Source organism: Arthrobacter sp. Cza30 (assembly GCF_059090765.1).
Window position 1 is genome coordinate 247,217 of record NZ_JBNHGA010000003.1, and the last position, 22,512, is coordinate 269,728.

Annotated in this window: 22 protein-coding genes; 16 read left to right on the top strand and 6 right to left on the bottom strand. The window is 73.0% G+C overall.

The genetic code is table 11. The features are described 5' to 3' along the window. Positions 1–4: 4 nt before the first annotated feature. From AC5RVZ_RS10750 to AC5RVZ_RS10790, 9 genes are all read left to right on the top strand, one after another. Entirely contained in the window at positions 5–901 is an 897-nt protein-coding gene (locus AC5RVZ_RS10750; protein ID WP_494065744.1) for a sugar phosphate isomerase/epimerase family protein, read from the top strand. Then, positions 898–2,079 carry an alpha/beta hydrolase family protein gene (locus AC5RVZ_RS10755; protein WP_494065745.1) on the top strand — a complete coding sequence of 394 codons (1,182 nt, stop codon included), beginning with the start codon at positions 898–900 and terminating at the stop codon, positions 2,077–2,079. Before AC5RVZ_RS10750 ends, AC5RVZ_RS10755 begins: the two co-directional genes overlap by 4 nt. Beyond that, complete coding sequence (locus AC5RVZ_RS10760) at positions 2,076–3,110, top strand: LacI family DNA-binding transcriptional regulator (RefSeq protein ID WP_494065746.1); 1,035 nt, start codon at positions 2,076–2,078, stop codon at positions 3,108–3,110. The genes AC5RVZ_RS10755 and AC5RVZ_RS10760 overlap by 4 nt, the downstream gene beginning before the upstream one ends. A gap of 102 nt (positions 3,111–3,212) precedes the next feature. Further along, positions 3,213–4,211 (top strand): LacI family DNA-binding transcriptional regulator, encoded by a 999-nt coding sequence (locus AC5RVZ_RS10765; protein WP_494065747.1) that lies wholly within the window; start codon positions 3,213–3,215, stop codon positions 4,209–4,211. 88 nt (positions 4,212–4,299) lie between these two features. Continuing rightward, on the top strand, positions 4,300–5,649 hold the full coding sequence (locus tag AC5RVZ_RS10770; RefSeq protein ID WP_494065748.1) for a Gfo/Idh/MocA family protein: 1,350 nt from the start codon (positions 4,300–4,302) through the stop codon (positions 5,647–5,649). Further along, a complete protein-coding gene (locus AC5RVZ_RS10775) occupies positions 5,646–6,596 on the top strand; it encodes an NAD-dependent epimerase/dehydratase family protein (RefSeq protein WP_494065749.1) in 951 nt (316 codons plus the stop codon). The genes AC5RVZ_RS10770 and AC5RVZ_RS10775 overlap by 4 nt, the downstream gene beginning before the upstream one ends. After that, positions 6,593–7,492, top strand: a complete 900-nt coding sequence (locus AC5RVZ_RS10780) for a 5-dehydro-4-deoxyglucarate dehydratase (RefSeq protein WP_494065750.1) — start codon at positions 6,593–6,595, stop codon at positions 7,490–7,492. The genes AC5RVZ_RS10775 and AC5RVZ_RS10780 overlap by 4 nt, the downstream gene beginning before the upstream one ends. A 2-nt stretch (positions 7,493–7,494) precedes the next feature. Then, positions 7,495–8,622, top strand: coding sequence for a mandelate racemase/muconate lactonizing enzyme family protein (locus tag AC5RVZ_RS10785; RefSeq protein ID WP_494066272.1), 1,128 nt, complete (start codon positions 7,495–7,497; stop codon positions 8,620–8,622). 124 nt (positions 8,623–8,746) lie between these two features. After that, on the top strand, positions 8,747–10,186 hold the full coding sequence (locus AC5RVZ_RS10790) for an aldehyde dehydrogenase (NADP(+)) (protein WP_494065751.1): 1,440 nt from the start codon (positions 8,747–8,749) through the stop codon (positions 10,184–10,186). A gap of 136 nt (positions 10,187–10,322) precedes the next feature. Here the strand turns inward: AC5RVZ_RS10790 and AC5RVZ_RS10795 are convergent, their stop codons facing one another. Beyond that, positions 10,323–11,444 carry a glycerate kinase gene (locus tag AC5RVZ_RS10795; protein ID WP_494065752.1) on the bottom strand — a complete coding sequence of 374 codons (1,122 nt, stop codon included), beginning with the start codon at positions 11,442–11,444 and terminating at the stop codon, positions 10,323–10,325. A 51-nt stretch (positions 11,445–11,495) separates the two neighbouring features. Between AC5RVZ_RS10795 and AC5RVZ_RS10800 the strand changes: the two genes are divergently transcribed. Continuing rightward, a complete protein-coding gene (locus AC5RVZ_RS10800; protein ID WP_494065753.1) occupies positions 11,496–12,200 on the top strand; it encodes a ThuA domain-containing protein in 705 nt (234 codons plus the stop codon). A gap of 42 nt (positions 12,201–12,242) precedes the next feature. Here AC5RVZ_RS10800 and AC5RVZ_RS10805 read toward each other — a convergent pair whose 3' ends face one another. Further along, complete coding sequence (locus AC5RVZ_RS10805; RefSeq protein WP_494066273.1) at positions 12,243–13,331, bottom strand: LacI family DNA-binding transcriptional regulator; 1,089 nt, start codon at positions 13,329–13,331, stop codon at positions 12,243–12,245. A gap of 189 nt (positions 13,332–13,520) precedes the next feature. On the opposite strand from AC5RVZ_RS10805, the gene galT reads away from it, so the two are divergent. The 5 genes from galT to AC5RVZ_RS10830 all read left to right on the top strand — a co-directional run bounded on the left by galT (position 13,521) and on the right by AC5RVZ_RS10830 (position 17,860). Next, positions 13,521–14,708: a galactose-1-phosphate uridylyltransferase gene (gene galT / locus AC5RVZ_RS10810; protein WP_494065754.1), complete on the top strand. Its 1,188-nt coding sequence runs from the start codon at positions 13,521–13,523 to the stop codon at positions 14,706–14,708. Beyond that, a complete protein-coding gene (gene galK, locus AC5RVZ_RS10815) occupies positions 14,705–15,985 on the top strand; it encodes a galactokinase (protein ID WP_494065755.1) in 1,281 nt (426 codons plus the stop codon). The genes galT and galK overlap by 4 nt, the downstream gene beginning before the upstream one ends. A 109-nt stretch (positions 15,986–16,094) precedes the next feature. Then, complete coding sequence (locus AC5RVZ_RS10820) at positions 16,095–16,931, top strand: alpha/beta fold hydrolase (RefSeq protein WP_494065756.1); 837 nt, start codon at positions 16,095–16,097, stop codon at positions 16,929–16,931. 14 nt (positions 16,932–16,945) lie between these two features. Beyond that, positions 16,946–17,116: a hypothetical protein gene (locus AC5RVZ_RS10825; protein ID WP_494065757.1), complete on the top strand. Its 171-nt coding sequence runs from the start codon at positions 16,946–16,948 to the stop codon at positions 17,114–17,116. A 96-nt stretch (positions 17,117–17,212) separates the two neighbouring features. Next, a complete protein-coding gene (locus tag AC5RVZ_RS10830; RefSeq protein ID WP_494065758.1) occupies positions 17,213–17,860 on the top strand; it encodes a TetR/AcrR family transcriptional regulator in 648 nt (215 codons plus the stop codon). Here the strand turns inward: AC5RVZ_RS10830 and AC5RVZ_RS10835 are convergent. From AC5RVZ_RS10835 to AC5RVZ_RS10850, 4 genes are all read right to left on the bottom strand, one after another. After that, positions 17,853–18,839 (bottom strand): LLM class F420-dependent oxidoreductase, encoded by a 987-nt coding sequence (locus AC5RVZ_RS10835; RefSeq protein WP_494065759.1) that lies wholly within the window; start codon positions 18,837–18,839, stop codon positions 17,853–17,855. The two genes, AC5RVZ_RS10830 and AC5RVZ_RS10835, sit on opposite strands and share 8 nt — an antisense overlap. A 9-nt stretch (positions 18,840–18,848) precedes the next feature. Beyond that, entirely contained in the window at positions 18,849–19,853 is a 1,005-nt protein-coding gene (locus AC5RVZ_RS10840) for a DNA-methyltransferase (protein WP_494065760.1), read from the bottom strand. Then, positions 19,832–20,881, bottom strand: a complete 1,050-nt coding sequence (lplAB, locus tag AC5RVZ_RS10845; RefSeq protein WP_494065761.1) for a lipoate-protein ligase LplAB — start codon at positions 20,879–20,881, stop codon at positions 19,832–19,834. Before lplAB ends, AC5RVZ_RS10840 begins: the two co-directional genes overlap by 22 nt. 165 nt (positions 20,882–21,046) lie before the next feature. After that, the gene (locus AC5RVZ_RS10850) at positions 21,047–21,898 is read right to left on the bottom strand and encodes an alpha/beta hydrolase (RefSeq protein WP_494065762.1); all 852 of its coding nucleotides are present in this window, start codon (positions 21,896–21,898) and stop codon (positions 21,047–21,049) included. A 92-nt stretch (positions 21,899–21,990) separates the two neighbouring features. Between AC5RVZ_RS10850 and AC5RVZ_RS10855 the strand changes: the two genes are divergently transcribed. Then, positions 21,991–22,458 carry a MarR family winged helix-turn-helix transcriptional regulator gene (locus tag AC5RVZ_RS10855; protein WP_494065763.1) on the top strand — a complete coding sequence of 156 codons (468 nt, stop codon included), beginning with the start codon at positions 21,991–21,993 and terminating at the stop codon, positions 22,456–22,458. Positions 22,459–22,512 lie beyond the last annotated feature (54 nt).

A 22,512-nucleotide genomic window follows, 5' to 3' on the forward strand; every position in this document is an offset into this window, starting at 1 on the left:
GCCCGTGACGACCGTGGATGCGCGCCTGTCGATCAACCAGGCGACCATCAAGCACGCCGACCTCGCCACCGCACTGCGCGTGACAGCCGACGCCGGGGTGCAGGCGATCGGCCTGTGGCGCGAACCCGTGCAGGAGGTGGGCCTCGCCACGGCGGCGAGCATGCTGGCCGACTCGGGGCTCCGCTTCACGACGCACTGCCGGTCGGGCTTCTTCACGATGCCCGAGGGACCCGCCCGCCGCGCCTCGATCGATGACAACCGCGTCGCGATCGAGGAGGCGGCGACGCTGGCCGCAGCCGGCGCGCCGGGATCGACCGCCGTGCTCGTGCTCGTCGCGGGCGGACTGCCGGAGGGATCGCGCGACCTGATCGGCGCCCGCGAGCGCGTGCGCGACGCGATCGGCGAGCTCGTTCCGGATGCCTCCGCCGCCGGCGTGACGCTGGCCATCGAGCCGCTGCACCCGATGTACGCGTCGGACCGCTGCGTGATCTCGACCCTCGGCCAGGCACTCGACATCGCCGCGGACTTCGATCCGGCCGTCGTGGGCGTCACCGTGGACACCTTCCACATCTGGTGGGATCCCGACGTGCTGGCATCCATCGCGCGCGCGGGCGACGAAGGCAGGATCGCGACGTACCAGGTGTGCGACTGGAAGACCCCGCTGGCCGCGGACGTGCTGCTGAGCCGCCACTACCCGGGCGACGGGGTCATCGACTTCGCGTCACTGACCGCAGCCGTCGAGGCCACCGGGTACGCTCGCGACATCGAGGTCGAGATCTTCAACGAGGACATCTGGGCGACCGATCCCTTCGAGGCGGTGCGCCGGACGGCGGCCGGATTCGCGGCATCCGTCTCTCCGCACCTGCGCAGCGGCATCGCCGCGGGAGCCGCGCGCGCGTGACGACCGGAGCGCTCGCGGGGTACGCCGACTGGCCGGCCTTCCTCGCGAGCGCGCCGGCGCTCACCCCGGACGCCCCCGATCAGCGCGCTCTTGCCGACGTGCTCGGCGTGCACCGCGCGAGAGCCGTCGACATCACGGTCGAGCGGGAGTGGGTCGCCGGCGGCGTCCATGGCCGCGAACTGTCCTGGTGGGTCGGCTTCGGGCCGCGCACCCGCGCGTTCCTGCTGCGCCCCGAAGGGGAGGACGGCGACCTGCCGGGCGTTCTGGCCCTCCACTGCCATGGCGGCGTGCGCTCCACCGGCGCCGACCAGCTCGTGGACATCGGCGATCCGTCGGCGGAGCCACCGCACCCCTCCGCTGCACGCCTGCGAGCCTCGGTCTACGCGGGTCGCGCGCTCGCGAGCGATCTCGCCCGCGCGGGCTTCGCGGTGCTCGCACACGATACGTTCTCGTGGGGCAGTCGCGCCTTCGACCTGTCGTCGCCGACGCCGAAGCTGGCTCGGATCGCCGAGGCGCTCGACGCGCTGCACGCCGTCCGCGGCGAGGACCTCGACGCCGACGCGCGCTTCGACGAGGTCTCGGCGTGGCACGAGGAGACGCTCGCGAAGGCGGCCGGGGTCCTCGGCACGACCTTCGCCGGCGCGGTGGTCACCGACGACCTCGCTGCGCTGGAGGTGCTCGCGACCTGGCCGGGTGTCGACGGGACGCGGCTCGCGACGATCGGGATGTCGGGCGGCGGCGGGCGCGCGCTGCTCACCGCGGCACTGGACGACCGCGTGCGCGCCACGGTGATCGCCTGCATGATGGCGACCTCCGCCTCTCTGATCCCGGATCATCTGGACACGCACTCGTGGCTGCTGCACAGTCCCGGCCTGGCGCGGCGGTTCGACTGGCCGGCGATCACGGCGGTCGGCGCGGCACGGCGGACGCTCGTGCAGTACGGCGAGCGCGACCCGCTGTTCCCCGCGGCCGGCATGAGGGATGCCGACGCGGCCCTGCGCGCGATGCACGATTCGGATGCCTACCGCGGGTCGTTCCACGACGCCGCTCACGAGTTCAGCGCGGCGATGCAGGACGAGGCACAGGCTTTCCTCGACGAGGCCCTGGGCTCGGCGCGTGGAAACCGCTTCCCCCTCCCTGCGGCGGGCGTGGCACACGGCCTAGACTCGGCCTCGTGAGCACGACGCACGCCCCGATCCGAACCGCCGCCACCCTGCACGATGTGGCACGGGAGGCCGGCGTATCCCTGGCCACGGCATCCCGCGTGCTCAACGGCTCGACCCGCAAGGTGGCCGAGAGCTACCGCGAGCGCGTCGAGGCGGCCGCGATCAAGCTCGGCTACACCGCGAATCTCTCCGCCCAGGCCACGGCCCGAGGCACCGCCGCGATCGTCGCGCTCCTGGTCGCCGACATCGCCGACCCGTACTTCGGGCAGCTCGCAGCCGGTGTCGCGCGCGGCGCCGATGAAGCCGGTCTCGTCGTGACCATCGCGATCACCGAGCGCGACCCGCAGCGCGAGGTGCGGCTGGTGCGCGCTCTGCGCGGACAGCGCCCGCGCGGGCTGATCCTGGCGGCGTCGCGCACCGAAGGCCCCGATGCCGCGGGACTGCAGACCGAGCTGGACGGTTTCGTCTCGATGGGCGGCCGCGTCGTCATGCTCGGACCGGGAACCGGCGACACCCGCTCCGTGGCCGTCGACAACCGCAACGGCGCCGCGGCGCTCGGCCGCGAGCTGGCGCAGCTGGGGTATCGCGACGCCATCGTCATCGCCGCCGAGGGAGGCATCCGCACGTCCGACGATCGCGTGGCCGGATTCACCGAGGGCTTCGCAAGCGGCGGCGGCGCGGTCCGCGACGTGCGCCGCGCCGGCTTCACCCGCGACGCCGGGTACGCCGCCGCACAGGAGCTGCTCGAGGGCGACGTGCCGGAGGGGACCCTCATCTTCGGCGTCAGCGACGTCGTCGCGATCGGCGTCATGTCCGCGGTACGCGACGCCGGACGCCGGGTCGGACCCGACATCGCCGTCGCCGGCTTCGACGACATCGCGACCGGCCGCGACATCCGTCCGGGGCTGACGACGGTGCGCGTGCCCCTCGAGGACCTGGGTTATCGGGCGCTGCACGCCGCGATCGACCTGGAGTGGGACGACTCCGAGCCTCCGCTGCCGCTCGAGGTCATCGTGCGCGGCAGCACCCCGCCCCGCGTCTGACGACGACTGCGGGCGGAGAGGTCGCGGCTCCGACGCCCCGCGACGGAACCGCGAGGAAGCGTTTTCTGGGACCGCTAAGCTGGGCGGGAAGGAGGCCCTGGGATGCCACGCTCACCGAAAGGCGTCACGATCGCCGATGTCGCCGCGCGCGCAGGTGTCTCGCTCTCGACGGTCTCGCGCGCGCTCAACGGCAATCCGACGGTGGATCCCGCGCTCGTCGAGCGGGTGCGGGATGCCGCCGCCGCCCTCGACTACACCGCCAGTCCCGTCGCGCGCAGTCTGGTGCTCGGCCGCACGCAGACGGTCGCGGTGATCGTGCCGGACCTCGGCAACCCCACCTTCCAGGCGATCCTGCGGGGTCTCAGCCGCGCGGCGGCGGCCGACGACTATCACGTGCTCGTCGCCGACTCCGCGGAATCGGTGGACGAGGAGCGCGTGCTGGCGGGCGCCACGCGCCGGCGCACCGACGGGGTCATCCTGTGTGCGCCGCGCCTGCCGCAGGCGGAGCTCGACAGCCTCGTCGGGGGCCTGCGCCCGGTGGTGCTCGTCAACCGCACCTCCGGCGCCGTGCCGGCCGTCGGCGCCGACTACCGTCGCGCGCTCGGCGCGGAGCTGGCCCATCTCCACGAGCTGGGCCACCGGCGCATCGTGTACCTCGCAGGCGTGGAGCTCAGTGTGGCCAACGCCGCCCGACTCGAGGCGATCGCGGAGTTCGTGGACGCACACCCGGGCACCGAGGTCGCCGAGATCCCCTGCGGCGTCGACTTCGAGGCGGGCGCCGGCGCCGCCCAGGCGGTGCTCGCCTCGGGAGCGACCGCTGCGCTCGCCTTCAACGATCTCGTCGCGATGGGGCTGCTGAGCGCCGTCCAGGCGCAGGGGCGCCGGGTGCCCGACGACCTCTCGATCGTCGGGTTCGACGACATCCCCTTCGCGCGCTACACGACTCCGCCGCTGACGACGGCGGCCGTCCCGGCCGAGGAGCTGGGGACCCACGCGTGGTCGCGGATGCGGGATCTGCTGCACGGCGCCGAGCCGGGGGATCCGCTCACGCTGCAGCCGGAGCTCACCGTGCGGGGCACGACGGGCCCCGCACCCGCCTGACCGCCCCTGCCGCTTCAGGGGATGCCGCAGCCGGCCCGCGCCGCGAGCCGGCATGGTAGCCTGAGAAAACGTTTCCTGAAGGAGTGAGATGAGCCACCGCCGGTACGCCGTCGTCGGAGCGGGCCACCGTTCGCAGATGTACGTCGACGCGATCACGACCACGTACGCCGACGACGCCTCGCTGGTCGCGATCTGCGAGCCCAACCCCGTCCGGGCCCGGTACTACGTCGACCGCGTGGTGGCCGCCGGGCATCCCGCCCCCGCGGTGTACGGGCCGGATGATCTCGAGGACATGATCCGCACCGAGAGGATCGACCGCGTCATCGTGTGCGCCCGCGACGACCTGCATGCGCCGCTGATCGTGCGCGCCCTGGATGCCGGCGCCGATGTCGTCGTCGAGAAGCCGCTCACCATCGATGCGGCCAGCGCGGCGGCCATCGAGGATGCCATCGACCGGACCGGGCGCGAGGTCGTGATCACCTTCAACTACCGCTATTCGCCGCGCAACAGCGCGCTGCGCCAGGTGATCCAGAACGGCACCATCGGCGAGGTCACGAGCATCGACTTCTCGTGGGTGCTCGACACCAAGCACGGGGCCGACTACTTCCGCCGCTGGCACCGCGAGAAGGTGCACTCCGGCGGACTCCTGGTGCACAAGGCCAGTCACCACTTCGACCTGGTGAACTGGTGGATCCGCTCCTCGCCCACGCGTGTGTTCGCCTCGGGCGGGCTGCGCTTCTACGGCGCCGAGAACGCCGCGGCGCGCGGCATCCGCAACCGTCCCGCGCGCGGCACGCACGACGGCGCGGACGCGTTCGAGCTGGACCTGCGGCAGGACGAGCGGCTGAAGGCGCTGTACCTCGACGCCGAGCAGCACGACGGGTACATCCGCGACCGCGACGTGTTCGACGAGGGCATCACGATCGAGGACAACCTCGCCCTCGTGGTCGACTACGACTCCGGCGCGACACTGAGCTACTCCCTCAACGCGCACTCCCCGTGGGAGGGCTACCGCGTCGCGGTGAACGGCACGCGCGGGCGCGCCGAGCTCGAGGTCGTCGAGCGCGGCGCGGTGCTCGTCGACGAGGGCCTCCACCCGGTGCTCGACCCCTCGGCCACCGACGCGGGCGCCTCGGCCTCACTGCGTCCCGAGGGCGAGCGCCTTCTCGTGCAGAAGCACTGGGAGGCGGCCTACGAGGTGCCGATCATCAGCGGCGACGGCGGACACGGCGGCGGCGACGCGCTCCTGCTCGCCGACGTCTTCGAGGGGCCCGGCGACGACCCGCTGGCGCGGCCCGCCGACTGGCGCGACGGCGTCCGCTCGATCGCGGTCGGCATCGCCGGGAACCAGTCGCTGGAGACCGGCCTGCCGGTGCGCGTCGCCGATCTCGGCATCCGGTTCCTCGCCGCCGACGCCCGGGCGGGAGCGCACTCGTGAGTCGCATCGTCGTCACGGGTGGCGCCGGGCGGCTGGGCCGCTCCCTCGTCGCCGGTCTCGCCGCGGCCGGCCACGAGCTCGTGTCGCTCGACCGCGCCGTCTCGGACGCCGCCGAGCTCGCCGGCGTCACGCAGATCGCCGTCGACCTGACCGACGCGGATGCCGCAGCCCGTGCCGTCGTGGAGTCCCGGGCCGACGCCCTCGTCCATCTCGCCGCGATCGCCGTGCCGTTCAGCGCACCGGAAGACGTCATCCTCCGCACGAACGCGACGCTCGCCCTCAACGTGCTGTCGGCGGGCGTCGCGGCGGGCGTGTCGAAGATGGTCACCGCGTCGAGCCCGACGGTGCTCGGCTACCACGCCCCCGCGGGCTGGCTGCCCGAGCGGTTCCCGCTCGATGAGACCACGCCGCCGAAGCCGTGGAACGCCTACGGGCTGTCCAAGCTCCTCGCCGAGCAGACGATCCAGATGCTCGCGCGGCAGACCGGCGACGCCACCCGGTTCGCCGCGTTCCGGCCGTGCTTCGTGATCGCGCCCGAGGAGTGGGCCGGCGCGCCGACGCAGCAGGGCCACACGGTCCGCGACCGCCTGGACGATCCGGCCCTCTCCGCGCCCGCCCTGTTCAACTACGTCGACGCACGGGATGTCGCCGGCTTCGTCGACGTGCTCCTGGCCGCGCTGCCGGACATCCCGAACGCCGAGGTCTTCTTCGTCGGCGCAGACGACGCCCTGGCACGGCGCCCGCTGGCCGAGCTGCTGCCGCGATTCGTGCCGGGCAGCGAGCGGCTGGCGGCCGGTCTCACCGGCACGGCGCCGGCGTTCTCGAATGCCAAGGCCCGCGAAGTCCTCGGCTGGCGCCCGACCCACTCCTGGCGGGTCGAGCTCGGTGAGACAGACCGCCAGGACGCCGCCCTCCCCGACATCTCACGAAAGGACGTGCTGGCGTGAAGTTCGACGGCATCCTCTTCTTCCCCGTCACCCCGTTCGATCCGGACGGCCGTGTCGACGAGGATCTCCTCCGCCGCCACGTCGCCACGACGCTCGAGCACTCCCCCGGCGGCGTCTTCCCCGCATGCGGCACCGGCGAGTTCCACGCCCTCTCGACCGAAGAGGTCGTCCGCGTCGTGCAGGTCACGACCGAGACGGTCGCCGGCCGCGTGCCCGTGGTCGCGGGGACCGGCGGGCCTCTCGGCCACGCGGTCGCCCTCGCGCGCGCGGCGGCGGATGCGGGAGCCGATGCCCTCCTCGTGCTCCCGCCCTACCTCGTGGGCGGCCCGCAGGCGGGTCTGGCCGCGTACGTCGAGGCCGTGGCGGCCGCATCCGACCTTCCGGTGGTCATCTACCACCGGGCGAACGCCCAGTACTCCGTCGACACGATGCGACGCCTCGCGCGAAATCCCAAGATCGTCGGGTTCAAGGACGGCGTCGGCGACGTCGGCCTCGCCCAGCAGATCGTGCGTGCGGTCGCGGCCGAGGGCCGCGAGGACTTCGCGTTCTTCAACGGCCTCCTCACCGCCGAGCTCACGCAGGGCGCGTACCGCGGCATCGGCATCCCGCTGTACTCGTCGGCCGCGTTCGCAATGATCCCGGAGGTGGCCAACGCCTATTACCGCGCCTACGCCGAGGGCGACGAGGCGCGCCGGGCGGAACTGCTCGACGGGTTCTACGCGCCTCTGGTGCGGCTGCGCGATGAGACCCCGGGCTTCGGCGTCTCGCTCATCAAGACCGGCCTGCGCCTGTCGGGCCTGCCCGTCGGTTCGGTGCGACCGCCGCTGGTGGACCCGACCCCCGCGCAGGAGGAGCGCCTGGCCGAGATCCTCGCCGCGGGACGGGCGCTGCTGTGACACTGCCCACGGCGACCTCGGCCTCGTCCGGCGCGCACACCCTCACGGCCCTCACCGGGCTCGACGCGCGCCTCGTGCGCGTGCCGCTCACGCGCCCGTGGGCGGCCGACGTCACCTCGGTCGGCGTCGTCGCGACGCACGTGATGCGCTCGGACGGCAGTGAGGGCTGGGGATTCTCGTGGACGCCGCAGATCGGGGCGGAGGCGGTGCTCGCCCTGCTGCAGCACGACATCGCGCCTGCCGCGGTGGGCGGCTCGGGCGAGCCGGGAGAGCAGTGGCGCGCGCTGTGGCAGCACCTGCACGAGGCGGGAGGCGGCGGCATCACCACGATCGCGCTCGCGGGACTCGATCTCGCCCTGTGGGATGCCGCGGCCCGCGCCGCCGGAACCTCGGTCTCCGGCTTCCTCGGCAGGCAGCGTGACCGGGTCCGCACCTACGGCAGCGGCGTGAACCTGCACTACCCCCTCGACGAGCTCGTCGCCCAGGTGCGGCGGTGGGTCGACGCCGGGTTCGATGCGGTCAAGGTGAAGGTCGGCAAGCCCGATGCCGCGGAGGACCTCGACCGGATGCGCGCCGTCCGCGAGGTGCTCGGCCCGGACCGGCAGCTCATGATCGACGCCAACCAGCGCTGGGACCTCGCCCGCGCCACCGATGCGCTCGAGCTGCTCGCGGAGGTCTCGCCGGCGTGGATCGAGGAGCCGCTGCGCGCCGACGACCTGTACGGGCACATCGAGCTGTCCCGTCGACTGGCATCGTCCAGCGGCATCCCGGTCGCGGTGGGCGAGAACCTGCACAACGTCTACCGCTTCGACGACTTCCTGCGGCTGGGCGCGGCCCAGATCGTGCAGCCGAACATCGTTCGGGTCGGCGGGATCACGCCGTTCCTCGGCGTCGCCGCGATCGCCGCGGAGTACGGCGCCGCTCTCCACCCGCACCTGCTGCCCGAGCTGTCGGGCCAGCTGGCGCTCGCGCTGCGGGCGACGCCCGGCGCGCCCGAGCCGATGGCCGAGGACGTCGAGGACGCCGGTTTCGGCAGCCTCGGGGCGCTCCTGGACGACTCGCCCGTGCGGATCGCCGACGGCACGCTCACCGAGGTGCCTCACCTGGGCCTCGGCCTCCGCTTCACCTGACCCCGACTCCTTCCATGCCCTGCCGCGAGAACCCAGCCCGCCCCGCCCGTCCGGATGATTCCGGCGGGTCCGGGCGTTCTCGTCACCGATCCGACGGCGGATGCCCCGACGAAAGGACTTCCCGATGACCACGACGACAGAACAGCTCGAGCAGCTGACCCAGGCGGCAGCCGCCGCCGCGCCGGTGTGGCGCCGATCGGATGCCGCGACACGGGCGAGCTGGCTCCGCGCCGCCGCCGATGCGCTCGACGCGCACGGCGAGGAGCTCGTCGCGATCGCGCACGAGGAGACCCGCCTCGCCGAGGCGCGCCTGACCGGCGAAGTCGGCCGCACCACCGGGCAGCTGCGCCTTTTCGCGTCGGCCCTCGAGGAGGGCTCCTACCTCGAGCTGACCGTCGACGACGCCGACGCCTCGGCGACGCCGCCCCGGCCCGAGCTGCGGCGCATGCTCACCGGCGTGGGCCCGGTCGCGGTGTTCTCGGCATCGAACTTCCCCTTCGCGTTCTCGGTCGCAGGCGGTGACACCGCATCCGCCCTCGCCGCCGGCAACCCGGTCATCGTCAAGGCGCACTCCGGGCACCCGCGCCTGTCCCGGCGTACCGCGGAGATCATGGCGCAGGCGCTGGAGGGCGCCGGCGCCCCGCGCGGGTCGCTCGCGCTCATCGAAGGCCGCGAGGCCGGCAACGCCCTCGTGCAGCATCCGGTGATCCAGGCCGCGGGCTTCACGGGCTCCGTCAGCGGCGGGCGCGCGCTGTTCGACCTGGCGTCCGGGCGCCCGGACCCCATCCCCTTCTACGGCGAGCTGGGCTCGGTGAACCCCGTCGTGATCACTCCTGCGGCCGCCGGCGCGCGCGGCGAGGAGCTCGCGAAGGGGCTCGTCGGGTCCTTCACGCTCGGCGTCGGCCAGTTCTGCACGAAGCCCGGTGTCGTGTTCGTGCCCGAGGGCGTCGGCTTCGAGGACCTGGTCGCGCGATTCGCCGTGGACGCTGAGGGCGGTCCGCTGCTGACCGAGCGGATCACCGACGCGTTCCCCCTCGGCGTCGCCCACCTCGAGGCCGACCCGTCGGTCGCGGTCGTCGCCGAGGGCCGTCCCACCGACGGCGCTCAGCCGGTGGTGCTGGCGACGGATGCCGCGGCCGTGGTCGACCGCCCGGACACGCTCCTCGAGGAGTGCTTCGGCCCGGTGACCGTGCTCGTGCGGTACGCCTCGCCCGATCAGCTGCTGGCGGCGCTGCGCGCCGTCCCGGGGTCGCTGACGGGGACGCTGCACTCCGAGCCCGGCGACGACGTCGCCGACGTGCTCGAGGTGCTGGAGCGCCGGGTGGGCCGCGTGCTGTTCGCGGGGTGGCCGACGGGCGTGGCCGTGACATGGTCGCAGCACCACGGCGGCCCGTGGCCGGCGACCACGTCGCTGCACACCTCGGTCGGCGCGACGGCCATCCGCCGGTTCCTGCGGCCGGTCGTGTTCCAGGATGCACCGGCCGAGCTGCTGCCCGCGGTGCTGCGCGACGACGCCCTCGCGTCGCTGCCCCACCGCCGCAACGGCGTGCTGCGGGTTCCCTGAGCCGACGCGACCGGCTGCGGGTCGACGCGCGGCGCGCGGACGGGCACGTCCGCGCCCGATCCGCGTGTCGGTCGGACGGACCTGCGTCGGCTCGGCCGGCGTGTCTGGGCTCGCCACCGCCGCCCGGCGACGTGGATCAGCCCAGCGCGCGGGCCAGGGCGGCGCCTGCCTCCGTGAGCCAGTGCGCCGGATGCGACATCGCCGCCGCAGGTGAGCCGGCCAGTTCGGTCAGCGAGGCGCTGGCGGCGAAGTCCGACACGTCGGCGTCGCCGGCGATCCGGCCCGCGACGAGCGCGACCGGGACGCCCGCGCCTTCGGCGAGGGCAGCCACGTGCGCGGGCACCTTGCCGGCGGCGGACTGCCCGTCGAACGCCCCCTCGCCGGTGACGATGACGGACGCCTCGGCGACCGCCTGCGGGAGCCCCACCAGTTCCGCCACGGCTCGAGAGCCGGGGACCAGACGGGCGCCCCACGCCAGCAGCGCGAAGCCCGTCCCGCCCGCAGCGCCGGCGCCGGCGGCATGCGGATCGGCGGGCAGCAGTCGGGCCAGCCGTGCCAGGCCGGCGTCGAGGGCGGCGACATCGGCGGGTGTCGCGCCCTTCTGAGGACCGAACACCGCGGCGGCGCCGCGCTCCCCGAGCAGCGGATTCGTCACGTCCGAGAGCACCGTCACGCCTCCCGGGGGAAGCGCGGGCAGACCGGTCAGATCGGCGGCTGCGAGCTCGGCCAGGCCCCCTCCCCCGTCCGGGATGGGGTGCCCGGCGGCATCCGTGAAGGAGGCGCCCAGAGCGGCCAGCATGCCGGTGCCGCCGTCCGTCGACGCGCTCGACCCGATGCCCAGCACCAGACGCGACACCCCGTGCGCGAGCGCGGCTCGGATCGCCTCGCCGAAGCCCCGGGTGTGCGCATCCAGCGGGCGAAGCCGCGGCGGCGCGCCGAGGAGCTCGATGCCGCTCGTGTTGGCCAGCTCCACGACGCCAGTGCCGTGCGGCGCCTCGCCGTCACCCGGCAGCAGCACCCAGGATGCCTCGACCGGCGTGCCCTCGGGACCGGTCACGGTCACCGGCACGCGACGTGCACCGGGCACCGCCGCCCCGAAGGCGTCCACCGTGCCCTCGCCGCCGTCGGCCATCGGGAGCAGGCGCACCGCGTCGTGCGCGCGGATGCGGCGCCAGCCGTCCGCGAGCGCCGCCGCGGCCGCGGCTGCTCCGATCGTGCCTTTGAAGGAGTCGGGAGCGATCACGACGGTGTGCACCATGTCAGCCATTCTTCCGTGCCCCGCTCCGCGGGAAAGCGCTATCTTGAGCCCATGGTACCGACCGCTCCTCCCACGCCCGGCTCCGACGAGACCACCCCGCTCGCCATCGTGGCCAGCGGCGCCGGACGCTACGCCGATCCCTGGCATCCGTACCCCGAGACCTCGGCCGCGATCGCGGAGATCCTGCGCGGTGCGGGGTGGCGGGTCGAGGTGATCGAGGACGCGGACCGCGCACTCGCCGCCCTGGGCGACGCCGCCCTGCTGGTCGTGAACGCCGGCGATCCATGGCGCGGCGAAGACGCGGCTCGCGGCGCCGACCCGGCCGCCGACGCGGGACTGACGGCCGCGGTCGAGCGCGGGATCGGCGTCATCGCGACGCACAGCGGCCTGTCGAGCCTCCGCGACTATCCCCTCTGGCGTCGCGCGATCGGCGGGGAGTGGGTCGCAGGCGCATCGTGGCATCCCGAGATCGGCGCCACGACGCTGCGGTCCGTCGACGGCGCCCACGGCATCGTGCCCGGCGACCTCGAGGTGTTCGACGAGCGGTACGCCGACCTGGAGGTGGACGACGGCGTCCGGGTGCTGGCCGTGCACGACGTAGACGGGGTGTCCCACCCCGCGGTCTGGACCAGCGAGGGCGGCGGCACTCGCGCCGTCGCGAGCTCGCTCGGGCACGACGCGCGCTCCTACGCGTCCGACGGGCACCGGACGCTCCTCGTCCGCGCCGCGCGCTGGGCCGCTCGACTGGACGACTGAAGCCCGCCACCCCCACGCATGACGCGCGGGCGCGGTCGAGGCTCAGCGCGGCGCCGCGGTGCTCTCGCGCACGACGAGCCGCGTCGGCAGCACGTCGATCCCGGGCGCGCCGCCCTCGATGCCCGCGACGAGATGGGCGACAGCCAGCTCTCCGAGCCGGTCGAAGTCCTGTCGGACCGTGGTCAGCGGCGGCAGATAGTCGGCGGCATCCGCGATGTCGTCGAAGCCCACGACGCTCACGTCACCCGGGACCTCGCGCCCCGCGCCCTTCAGCGCGCGGATGAGTCCGAGCGCCATCTGGTCGTTGGCCGCGAACACGGCGGTGACAGCCGGATCCCGCGCGAGCACGCCGCCTTCGCGATGACCGGATGCCGCCGTCCAGTCGCCCCGGGCGGGCTCGGGCACCGGCCGACCGGCGTGCTGCAGGGCCGAGCGCCAGCCTCGCTCGCGTTCGGCGGCCGCGAACGAGTCGGCCGGGCCGGCGAGGTGGTGGACCGTCCGGTGCCCGAGCTCCAGCAGGTGGGTCACAGCCGCACGGGCGCCGCCCGCATGGTCGGACTGCACGGCGCTGCGACCGCCGGCACGCGGCGCGCCCGCCGGCGAATCGGGCCCGTGCTCGTCCTGCGCCCGCGCGTCGCCGTCCGGCTCGTGCCGGTCGCCCCGCGGAGGCGGCGCGGCCGGCGCCGCTCCTCCTCGGTCCGTGCGCGCGGCATCCACGACGACCAGGGACAGCCCCGCGGGGGCCGGGACGTCGAGGGCGAGAGCGGTCGCCTCGTTGAGCACGATGACGCCGTCGACGCCCTGGTCGCGCAGCCGCTCGAAGGCCTCCGGCACCCCGCCCGCACCTGCAAGGGTGACGACCGTGAGCGCGTAGCCGCGCCCGGCCGCGGCATCCGCCACCGCCTGCAGCATGCGGGAGTTGCCGACCGTGGCGAGCGTGGAGACCACCAGGCCGATCGTGTGGGTGCGGCCGGTCCGCAGCGCGCGGGCGGCGCGGTGCGGGCGGTACCCGAGCGCGGCCATCGCGGCCTCGACCCGCGCGCGCGTCTCGGGGTCCACGCGGGGACTGGCGTTGACCACACGCGAGACCGTCTGCCCCGACACGCCGGCCCGTGCGGCGACGTCCGCCATCGACACCCGGCGAGCCGTGTCGGCCTCGCGCGGAACGCGACGGGTGCGAGCGCGAGGCTGGAGGAGGGCGTCGAGCTCCGCCAGCTCGTCGAAGCCGGTTCCCATGCGTCCTCCGCGTGCCCGCCGTCCACAATCCAGGCTGTCGCCGTTGTGTTGACGATAACACGCTCGTGCACGTACCGTGTTGAGGTGAACACTCCTGAGTTCCGCACGGCGACGGATGCCGTCACCCTCGGCGCCGGCGTCGTCAAGCGGTCCACGCGGCTGGCCGACGGGCGCGAGCTGATCTACTACGACGACCCCGGCACGACGCTCGATCCCGACCGCGCGCTCGACAGGCGTGAGCCGGTCGTGCGCCCCGAGACGGCGACGATGCGGCGGGATGTGCTCACCGGCGACTGGGTCTCCATCGCGGCGGCCCGGCAGAACCGCGCGTTCCTGCCGCCGGCCGAGCTCGACCCGCTCGCGCCGCAGACGCCGACGAACCCGTCTGAGATCCCGTCGCTGTACGACGTCGCCGTCTTCGAGAACAAGTCGCCGTCGTTCGGACCGGCCCTCGCCCAGGCGCACGGCGACGCGCCGGCCGGCGCCGACGCTCCTCACGGGCTCGACGACCTGGATGCCCCGGGCCTGGGCCGCACCCGGACCAGCGTCGGCCGCTGCGAGGTCGTGTGCTTCAGCCACGAGCACTCCGGATCCTTCGGCACGCAGACGGCGACGCGCGCCCGGACGGTCATCGAAGCGTGGGCGGATCGCACCGCCGAGCTGTCGGCACTCCCGGGGATCGAGCAGGTGTTCCCCTTCGAGAACCGGGGCGAGGCGATCGGGGTGACCCTCCCTCACCCGCACGGTCAGATCTACGCATACCCCTACATCACTCCCCGCACGACGAGCCTGCTCGCCTCGATCGATCGCGAGGGGCCGGACCTGTTCGAGCGGATCCTCGAGTTCGAGCGCGCCGGCGAGCGCGTCATCCTCGCCGGGGAGCACTGGACGGCCTTCGTCCCGTTCGCCGCCCGCTGGCCCATCGAGGTGCACCTGCTGCCTCACCGCCACGTCCCCGACTTCGCACACACCACGGATGCCGAGCGCGACGAGCTCGCGCCGCTGTACCTGCGGCTCCTGCGCGGCGTCGACGCGCTGTACGACACCCCGACGCCGTACATCGCCGCGTGGCACCAGGCGCCGGTGCACCGGGGACGCGACACCGTGCGCCTGCACCTGCAGCTGACGTCCCCGCGGCGCGCCGCCGACAAGCTCAAGTACCTCGCCGGATCCGAGGCCGCCATGGGCGCCTGGATCGGCGACATCCCGCCCGAGGCCGCCGCCGAGCGCCTGCGCGCCGCCGTCGCTTCCATCCCCGAGGAGACCCTGTGACCGCCGAGACGACCACGGCCGAGAACGCCCGCCGCCTGTTCGCCGAGCGCTTCGGCGGTGAGCCGGTCGACACGTGGTCCGCCCCCGGCCGCGTGAACCTCATCGGCGAGCACACCGACTACAACGACGGCTTCGTGCTGCCTTTCGCGATCCAGCACCGCACGCACGTCGCGGCCCGGACGCGCGACGACGGGCGCATCCGGGTGGCGTCGACGTTCGACGGCGCCACCGTCGAGGTCGCCCTCGACGACCTCGACGACCTCTTCCCCGGCCGCCGCGACGAGATCGTGGAGTGGGCCCGGTATCCGCTCGGTGTCGCCTGGGCGCTCCTCGCGGCGGGCGATGACCGCGAGGATCCACTGGACGGCCGAGACGCTGGGGTGCATCCGGAGTCTCGGCCCTCGGATGCGTTCTCGCCGTCGGGGTCGGGGCAGGACGTGCGCGGCGGAGTCACCGGGGTGGACCTGGCCTTCGCCTCGGACGTCCCGGTGGGCGCCGGCCTGTCGTCGTCAGCGGCCATCGAGGGCGCGACGGCGACCGCCCTCGCCGACCTGTGGGCGCTCGACCTCGACCGGATCGCGCTCGCGCGAGCGGGACGGACGGCGGAGAACGACGCCGTCGGCGCTCCCACGGGGATCATGGACCAGATGGCGGCGATGCTCGGACAGCCGGATGCCGCGATCTTCCTCGACTGCCGCACGCTGGATGCGAACGTCGTCGACCTCGGATTCGCGCGCGCCGGGCTCGAGCTCGTGGTGATCGACACCGGGGTGAAGCACTCGCACGCGACGGGCGGCTACGGCGAGCGCCGCGCGGCGTGCGAGCGGGGCGCGGCCGCGATGGGCGTGCCGGCGCTTCGTGACGTCGGGATCGACGACCTCGAGCAGGTGCGCGACCGCGTCGACGACGTGACGTTCCGGCGGGTGCGGCACGTCGTCACCGAGAACCAGCGCGTGCTCGACACCGTGCGCACACTTCGTGAGCAGGGCCCCACCGCGATCGGCGAGCTCCTCGTCGCCTCGCACGCCTCGATGCGGGACGACTTCGAGATCTCCGTCCCCGAGCTCGACACCGCCGTCGAGGCGGCGCTCGGCGCAGGCGCCGTCGGCGCCCGCATGACCGGCGGCGGGTTCGGTGGCGCGGCGATCGCCCTCGTCGCGCACGATCGCGTGCAGCAGGTGACGGATGCCACGCTCGCCGCGTTCGCGGCATCCGGTTTCGCCGCGCCGACGATCTTCACGGTCGTCCCGTCCGCCGGCGCCGGCCGCGACACCTGACCTCGGGAAGGGCTCCGAGGCGGGGGCGCAACCCCTGGCGGGGACGGGCGCCTTTGCCTAGCGTCGAACCCGTGGCCGTGGCATCCGTCCCCGGCCGGAAGGAGCGATCGTGGCGTACATCACCGTGGGGACCGAGAACTCGGTCGACGTCGACCTCTACTACACCGATCAGGGCTCCGGCCAGCCGGTCGTGCTGATCCACGGCTTCCCGCTCGACGGCGAATCGTGGGGCAAGCAGCAGGCCGCTCTGCTGGATGCCGGCTTCCGGGTGATCGCGTACGACCGGCGCGGCTTCGGTTCGTCGACCAAAGCCGGCTCGGGGTACGACTACGACACGTTCGCGGCCGACCTGCACGCGCTCATGGAGGACCTCGACCTCCACGACGCGGTGCTGGTGGGCTTCTCCATGGGCACCGGGGAGATCGCCCGCTACCTGTCGCGATACGGCAGCGGTCGAGTGGCGAAGGCGGCGTTCCTCGGGTCGCTCGAGCCGTTCCTGCTGCAGAGCGACGACAACCCCGACGGCGCCGGCCCGCAGGAGTTCTTCGACGGCATCGCGCAGTCCGTGCGTCAGGATCGCTTCGCCTTCGTCACCGGGTTCTTCCAGGACTTCTACAACCTCGACGACAACCTCGGCACGCGCATCTCGCAGGAGGCCGTCGACGCGAGCATCCAGACGGCCAACCATGCCGGCAACACCGCGATCGCGGCAGCACCGCTGACCTGGCCGACGGACTTCCGCGCCGACATCCCGGCCGTCGACGTGCCGGCGATGATCCTCCACGGCACGGCCGACAACATCCTGCCCATCGACGCCACGGCGCGCCGGTTCAAGGAGCTGCTGCCGGACGCCACCTACGTCGAGCTGGAGGGCGCACCGCACGGGCTGCTGTGGACGCACGGCGACGAGGTCAACGAGGCGCTGCTTGCGTTCCTGCGCCGCTGAACGGAAGGAATGCGATGGACCGCGAGACGGACCAGACGGGGAACAGCTCGGATCCCGAAGACGGCGACGTGCTCGCCGGCGGAGAGTTCACCGAGGAGCTGAGCGAGAACGAGGCCGAGGCCGACCGGGCCTCCGGTGCCACCGAGGGCGCCGCGGGCGAGGGAGGCGGCAGGCTCGCCGACTGACGGCGACGCGCGTCCCCTCGTCCGGGCCCACGGACCCGCACCGGCGAGATCCGCGCGGACGGTTCCGCTCCTTCTCGTACGGGCTTATCCTTCGATATGGGACATGGGGCGTCCAAGCCACGGGGCCCGTACGCGAAGGGGATCGCGAAGCGGGAGGAGATCCTGGAGCGCGCGCTGGACGTGATCGCGCGCGAGGGATATCGCAAGGCATCCGTGAAGGAGCTGGCCGAGGCCGTCGGCCTCAGCCAGGCGGGGCTGCTGCACTACTTCGAGACGAAGGAAGAGCTCTTCGCCCAGATTCTGCGAAAACGCGACGAGCTCGCCCTCGCCGCACTGGGTGCGGATCTCGCTCCGATCGAGGATCTGCGCGGCGCCTGCATCACGGTCGCGCAGCACAACGCCGAGGTTCCGGGGCTCGTCGAGCTCTTCGTCCGGCTGGCGGTCGCCGCGACCGACCCGCAGCATCCGGCGCGCCCCTTCTTCCTCGAGCGCGGCTGGGCGGTGCGGACGCTGTTCGCCAGGCTGCTGGAGAAGCAGCAGGCAGCGGGCGGGATCACCGATCGCCTACCGCCGGAGACCCTCGCTCGCATCCTGCAGGCGGTCAGCGACGGGCTCCAGCTGCAGTGGCTGATGGAGCGCGACTTCGACATGGCCGCGACGATGGATGCGGTGTTCGAGCTGCTCGCGGCTCCCGGGGGGCCGGCACCCGAGCAGCCGCCGCCGGACGGCGACCGGCTCAGCTGAGCGCGGGGATCACCTCTCGCTCGAACAGCTCGACGCCGGAGCGGTCGTAGGCGGCCTCGGGGAAGTAGTGGATCGCGTAGGCGATGCCGTGACGCTCCCGCTCGGCGAGGCGCTCGGCGACCTGCGCGACCGAGCCGAACGCCGGCGAGGCCAGGTAGTCGTTCTCGATGTGGTCGGCGCGCTCCTGGCCGACATGCGGGAGCAGGCGTGCCTTGACGGCCGCGAGCCGGTCGCGGGCCTCCGCCTCGGTGGCGCCGACGATCGTGTTGAAGTTCGAGGTGCGCGTGATCGAATCGAAGTCGCGGCCGATCGCCTCGCAGTGGCCGCGCAGCACCTCGCTCTTGTGGTCGATGACCTCCAGCGACCCGCTGTAGTTCGTGTACGCGGCGTACTTCGCCGCGATCTTCAGCGTGACCTTCTCACCGCCGCCGGCGACCCACATCGGGATGCCGCCGTCCTGCAGCGGGAGGGGACGCACGATCGCGCCATCGACCTGGTAGTGCTTGCCCGCGAGCGTCGCCGACCCGGTGGTCCACGCCTGCCGCATGATCTCGACGCCTTCGCGCAGCATCGCGAGGCGCTGCGGCACCTCCGGGAACCCGTAGCCGTAGGCGCGCCACTCGTGCTCGTACCAGCCGCCGCCGATGCCCATCTCGGTGCGTCCGCCCGAGACGATGTCGACCGTCGCGGCGACCTTCGCGAGGTAGGCGGGGTTGCGGTAGCCCATGCAGGTGCACATCTGCCCGAGCCGGATCCGGGAGGTCGCAGCCGCGAAGGCCGCCATCAGCGTCCACGCCTCGTGCGTGGCCTCGTCGCTGTGCACCGGCGTGGTGTGGAAGTGGTCGTACACCCACAGCGACTCCCACGGACCCTCATCGGCGCGCTGAGCGAGCGTCGCCATCACCCGCCAGTGATCGGCCGGGTCGATGTCCACGAGGTCGAATCGCCAGCCCTGGGGGATGAAGGTTCCGAAGCGCATGGGACCAGCCTAGGGAAGCGCTTGCTCCGACTCCATCTCGGAGACGGCCGCGTGCGGCATCCGTCCTCGCATCACCGCGATCGCGTCGGGGCTGTGGTCCACCAGGACGGCGTGGCGGCCGAGGGCCGATGCCACCGCCCCCGTGGTGCCGCTGCCGGCGAAGAAGTCGAGCACGCGGTCGCCCGGGCGGCTGGATGCTTGGACGATGCGCCGCAGGATGCCTTCGGGCTTCTGCGTCGGGTAGCCGGTCTTCTCGCGTCCCGTGGTCGGCACGATCGTGTGCCACCACACATCGGTGGGGAGCTTGCCCCGCTCGGCCTTCTCGGGCGTGACAAGGCCGGGCGCCATGTACGGCTCCCGGTCCACGGCATCCGAGTCGAACCAGTACCGCTGCGGATCCTTGACGTAGACGAGGATCGTGTCGTGCTTGGTGGGCCAGCGCCTGCGGGTCTTGGCGCCGTAGTCGTAGGCCCAGATGAGTTCGTTGAGGAACCGCTCGCGCCCCACCAGTGCGTCCAGGAGCACCTTGGCGTAGTGCGCCTCGCGATAGTCCAGGTGCAGGTACAGCGTCCCGTCGTCGGCGAGCAGGCGCCATGCCTCGAGCAGGCGCGGCTCGAGGAAGCCCCAGTAGTCGTCGAAGCTGTCGTCGTACGCGCGGAGGTCCCCCCGGATGCGCTCGTACTCGCGCCCGTGGAACCCGCGCCGCACGACGCCGCCGGTCCCCCTTCCATCGCGAGACGGCAACGGGGCGCCGAGACCGCCGTCGCCGACTGCCGTCTCGGCGTCCGCATGCAGTTTCGCCGCCGAAGGGTCGGTGGGATGCCACGAGCGGGCGGTCTCGAGCGCCCGCTCCTGCACCCGGCCGGTGTTGAAGGGGGGATCGAGGTAGATCAGCGTGAACGAGGCGTCCGGGAAGGTCCGGATCACCTCGAGGTTGTCGCCGTGGTGGATCTCGACCGTGCCCGGTTCGGCCTTCCCGGCCTCCGCGACGGTCACGGCACGCGCCGCAGCCACGCATCGGTGGCGAATTTAGACGCCACGAGCGCCTCGGCCTCGGCGTACTCGTCCTCGGTGATGCGACCCGGCACAGCGCCGTACAGGTTGGCGAACGTCTCCTTGAGCTTCTCGATGATCGCCTCGCGCGGCAGCCCCGTCTGGCGGCGCAGAGGATCGACGCGCTTCGCGGCGGAGGTGGTGCCCTTGTCGCTCAGCTTCTCGCGTCCGATCCGAAGGACCTCCGTCATGACCTGACCGTCCATGTCGTAGCTGAGGGTCGCATGGTGCAGCACACCCCCGTTGGCCAGGCGCTTCTGCGCCGCGCCGCCGATCTTGCCCTGCGGCGAGGAGATGTCGTTGAGCGGCTGGTAGGTCGCCTCGACGCCGAGCGCGCGCAGCGCCTGCAGCACCCAGTCGTCGAGGAACGCGTACGAGTCCGCGAACGTCAGTCCCGCCACGAGGGATGCCGGCACGTACAGCGAGTACGTGACGATCGAGTTCGCGCCCATGAGCATCGCGCCGCCGCCGGAGATCCGGCGCACCACGTCGAAACCGTGCCTGGCGGCCCCCTCGGGATCGACCTCGTTGCGCAGCGACTGGAACGAGCCGATGACCACGGCGCTCTCGTTCCACTCCCACAGCCGCAGGGTGGGGCGCCGGCGCCCGTCGCCGACGCGACCGGTGAGGACCTCGTCGAGAGCGAGGTTCATCCGCGGCGAGACCGGCGGCTCGTGGACGATCTCCCAGTCGAAGTCGCGCCAGCCGGGCGCGGTCACGAGGGCGCGACGGACCGCGGTGCCCACGGCCTCGGGCGTGAAGCCGAGAAGCTGCGCCCCCTCGGGAAGAGCTGCGCGCACGGCGGCGGCGATGGTGGCGACATCCGCCTCGACGGGCAGACCGTTCACGGCTGCGTCGATGTCGGCCAGGGCATCGTCGGGCTCGAGGAAGAAGTCGCCCGCGAGGTGGAAGTCCGCGATGCGGCCGTCCCGCTCCTCCAGGTCGACGACGACGAGCTTCCCGCCGGGCACCTTGTATTCGCCGTGCATGGACTTCAGCCTACGACCGCGCGAGCCGGCCTCGTGCGCGGCCGGACCGCCTGGCCCGCGAGACAGCAGCGGGGCGCCGAGACTGCAGTCGCGGGGGCGCTGTCTCGCCGTCCGGATGCTGTCTCGCGGTCGGAGCTCGCGTCCGCGGGAACGGGATGCTGCGGGTCAGTCGCGGATCGCGAAGCGGCGGCCGAGCCAGGCGAGGAGATCGCCCCGGACGTCCTCCTGCATGACCTCGTTGAAGATCTCGTGGCGGGCGCCGGGGTAGACGAGGGTCGTCACATCGGTGAAGCCGGAGCGCGCGCGGTAGGCATCCGCGAGCCGGTGCACGCTGCGAGGTCCTCCGACGGTGTCGTCGCGACCGACCATGAGCAGCGTCGGGATGTCGCGACCGAGGCTCTTGCGCGGCTTCCCGTACAGCCGCAGCGCGTCGACGGGACCGAACAGCTTCAGCAGCGGCACGGTCGTGGTGAGCGGGTCGTCGAGGAACGACTGCCCGACCGCCGGGTCGGACGAGAGCCACTCGATGCCCTGGGCCCCGGTGGTCTTCCACGGCCCGTTCAGATCGCCGGCGTTCAGGGACCCGGGCCATCGGAGTGCGGAACCGCTCAGCACGAGCGCGTCGTAGGCGTCGGGGTGGTCGTTCACGAGGACCTGCGCGAGGAAGGACCCCCACGAGTGGCCCAGGAGCACGAGCGGCAGGTCGGGATTCTCGGAGCGGATGCGCTGCGTCAGATCCCACACCGCCGCGATCGCCGCCCGAAGGCCGCCGGGTCCGAGCCTGCCCAGCTTGGTGGCGTCGCCGTCGTACTGGCGCATGCCGGTGCGGCCGTGCCCGCGGTGATCGTCGGCGTACACCGTGTAGCCGTCGGCGGTGAGCGCGTCGATCAGTGCCCCGTACCGGCCGGCGTGTTCCCCCACGCCGTGCAGCAGCTGCACCACCGCCCGGGGCCGCGTCTTGGCGGGATGGACGTCGTAGACGATCGTGATGCCGTGCGCGTCGGTGTACTCGGGCATGCGGAGCAGTCTATGCGGGAGCATCCATCCACCCCTGCCGGCCGGCGCAGGACTTTGCTTAGCCAAACTAATGAGCTATGCTAAGTATTCGCATGAGCACATACGGAACCTCGACGACAGACATCGAAACCACACCCGATCACGACCTCTCGGCGGCCGCCTCCCAGTTGCGGATCGCCACCTTCCGGCTCGCCCGCCGGATGCGCACCCAGCGCGCCATCGACTCCATGAGCGACGGGCAGTTCGCCGTGCTCGCGGCGCTGTGGACGCACGGGCCTCATACCCTCGGCGAGCTCGCCGACCGCGAGCGCGTCTCGGCGCCGTCCATGAACCGCACGGTCAACTGCCTGCAGGAGTCGGGCTACATCGTCCGCTCGGCCGACGAGACCGACGGCCGCAAGGTCGTCATCTCCCTCACCGACGAGGGTCGCGCGGTCGTCGACGAGACGGCACGCCGGCGGGATGCCTGGGTGGAGGCCGCGCTCGCGGACCTCACGCCCGAGGAGCGCGAGACGATCGCCAGGGCCGCCGAGCTGATGGAACGGATGGTCGCCCGATGAGCCGCACGCCGTCGATCTCGGCCGGCACGTCCGGCAAGGCATCCGGGCGCGGGA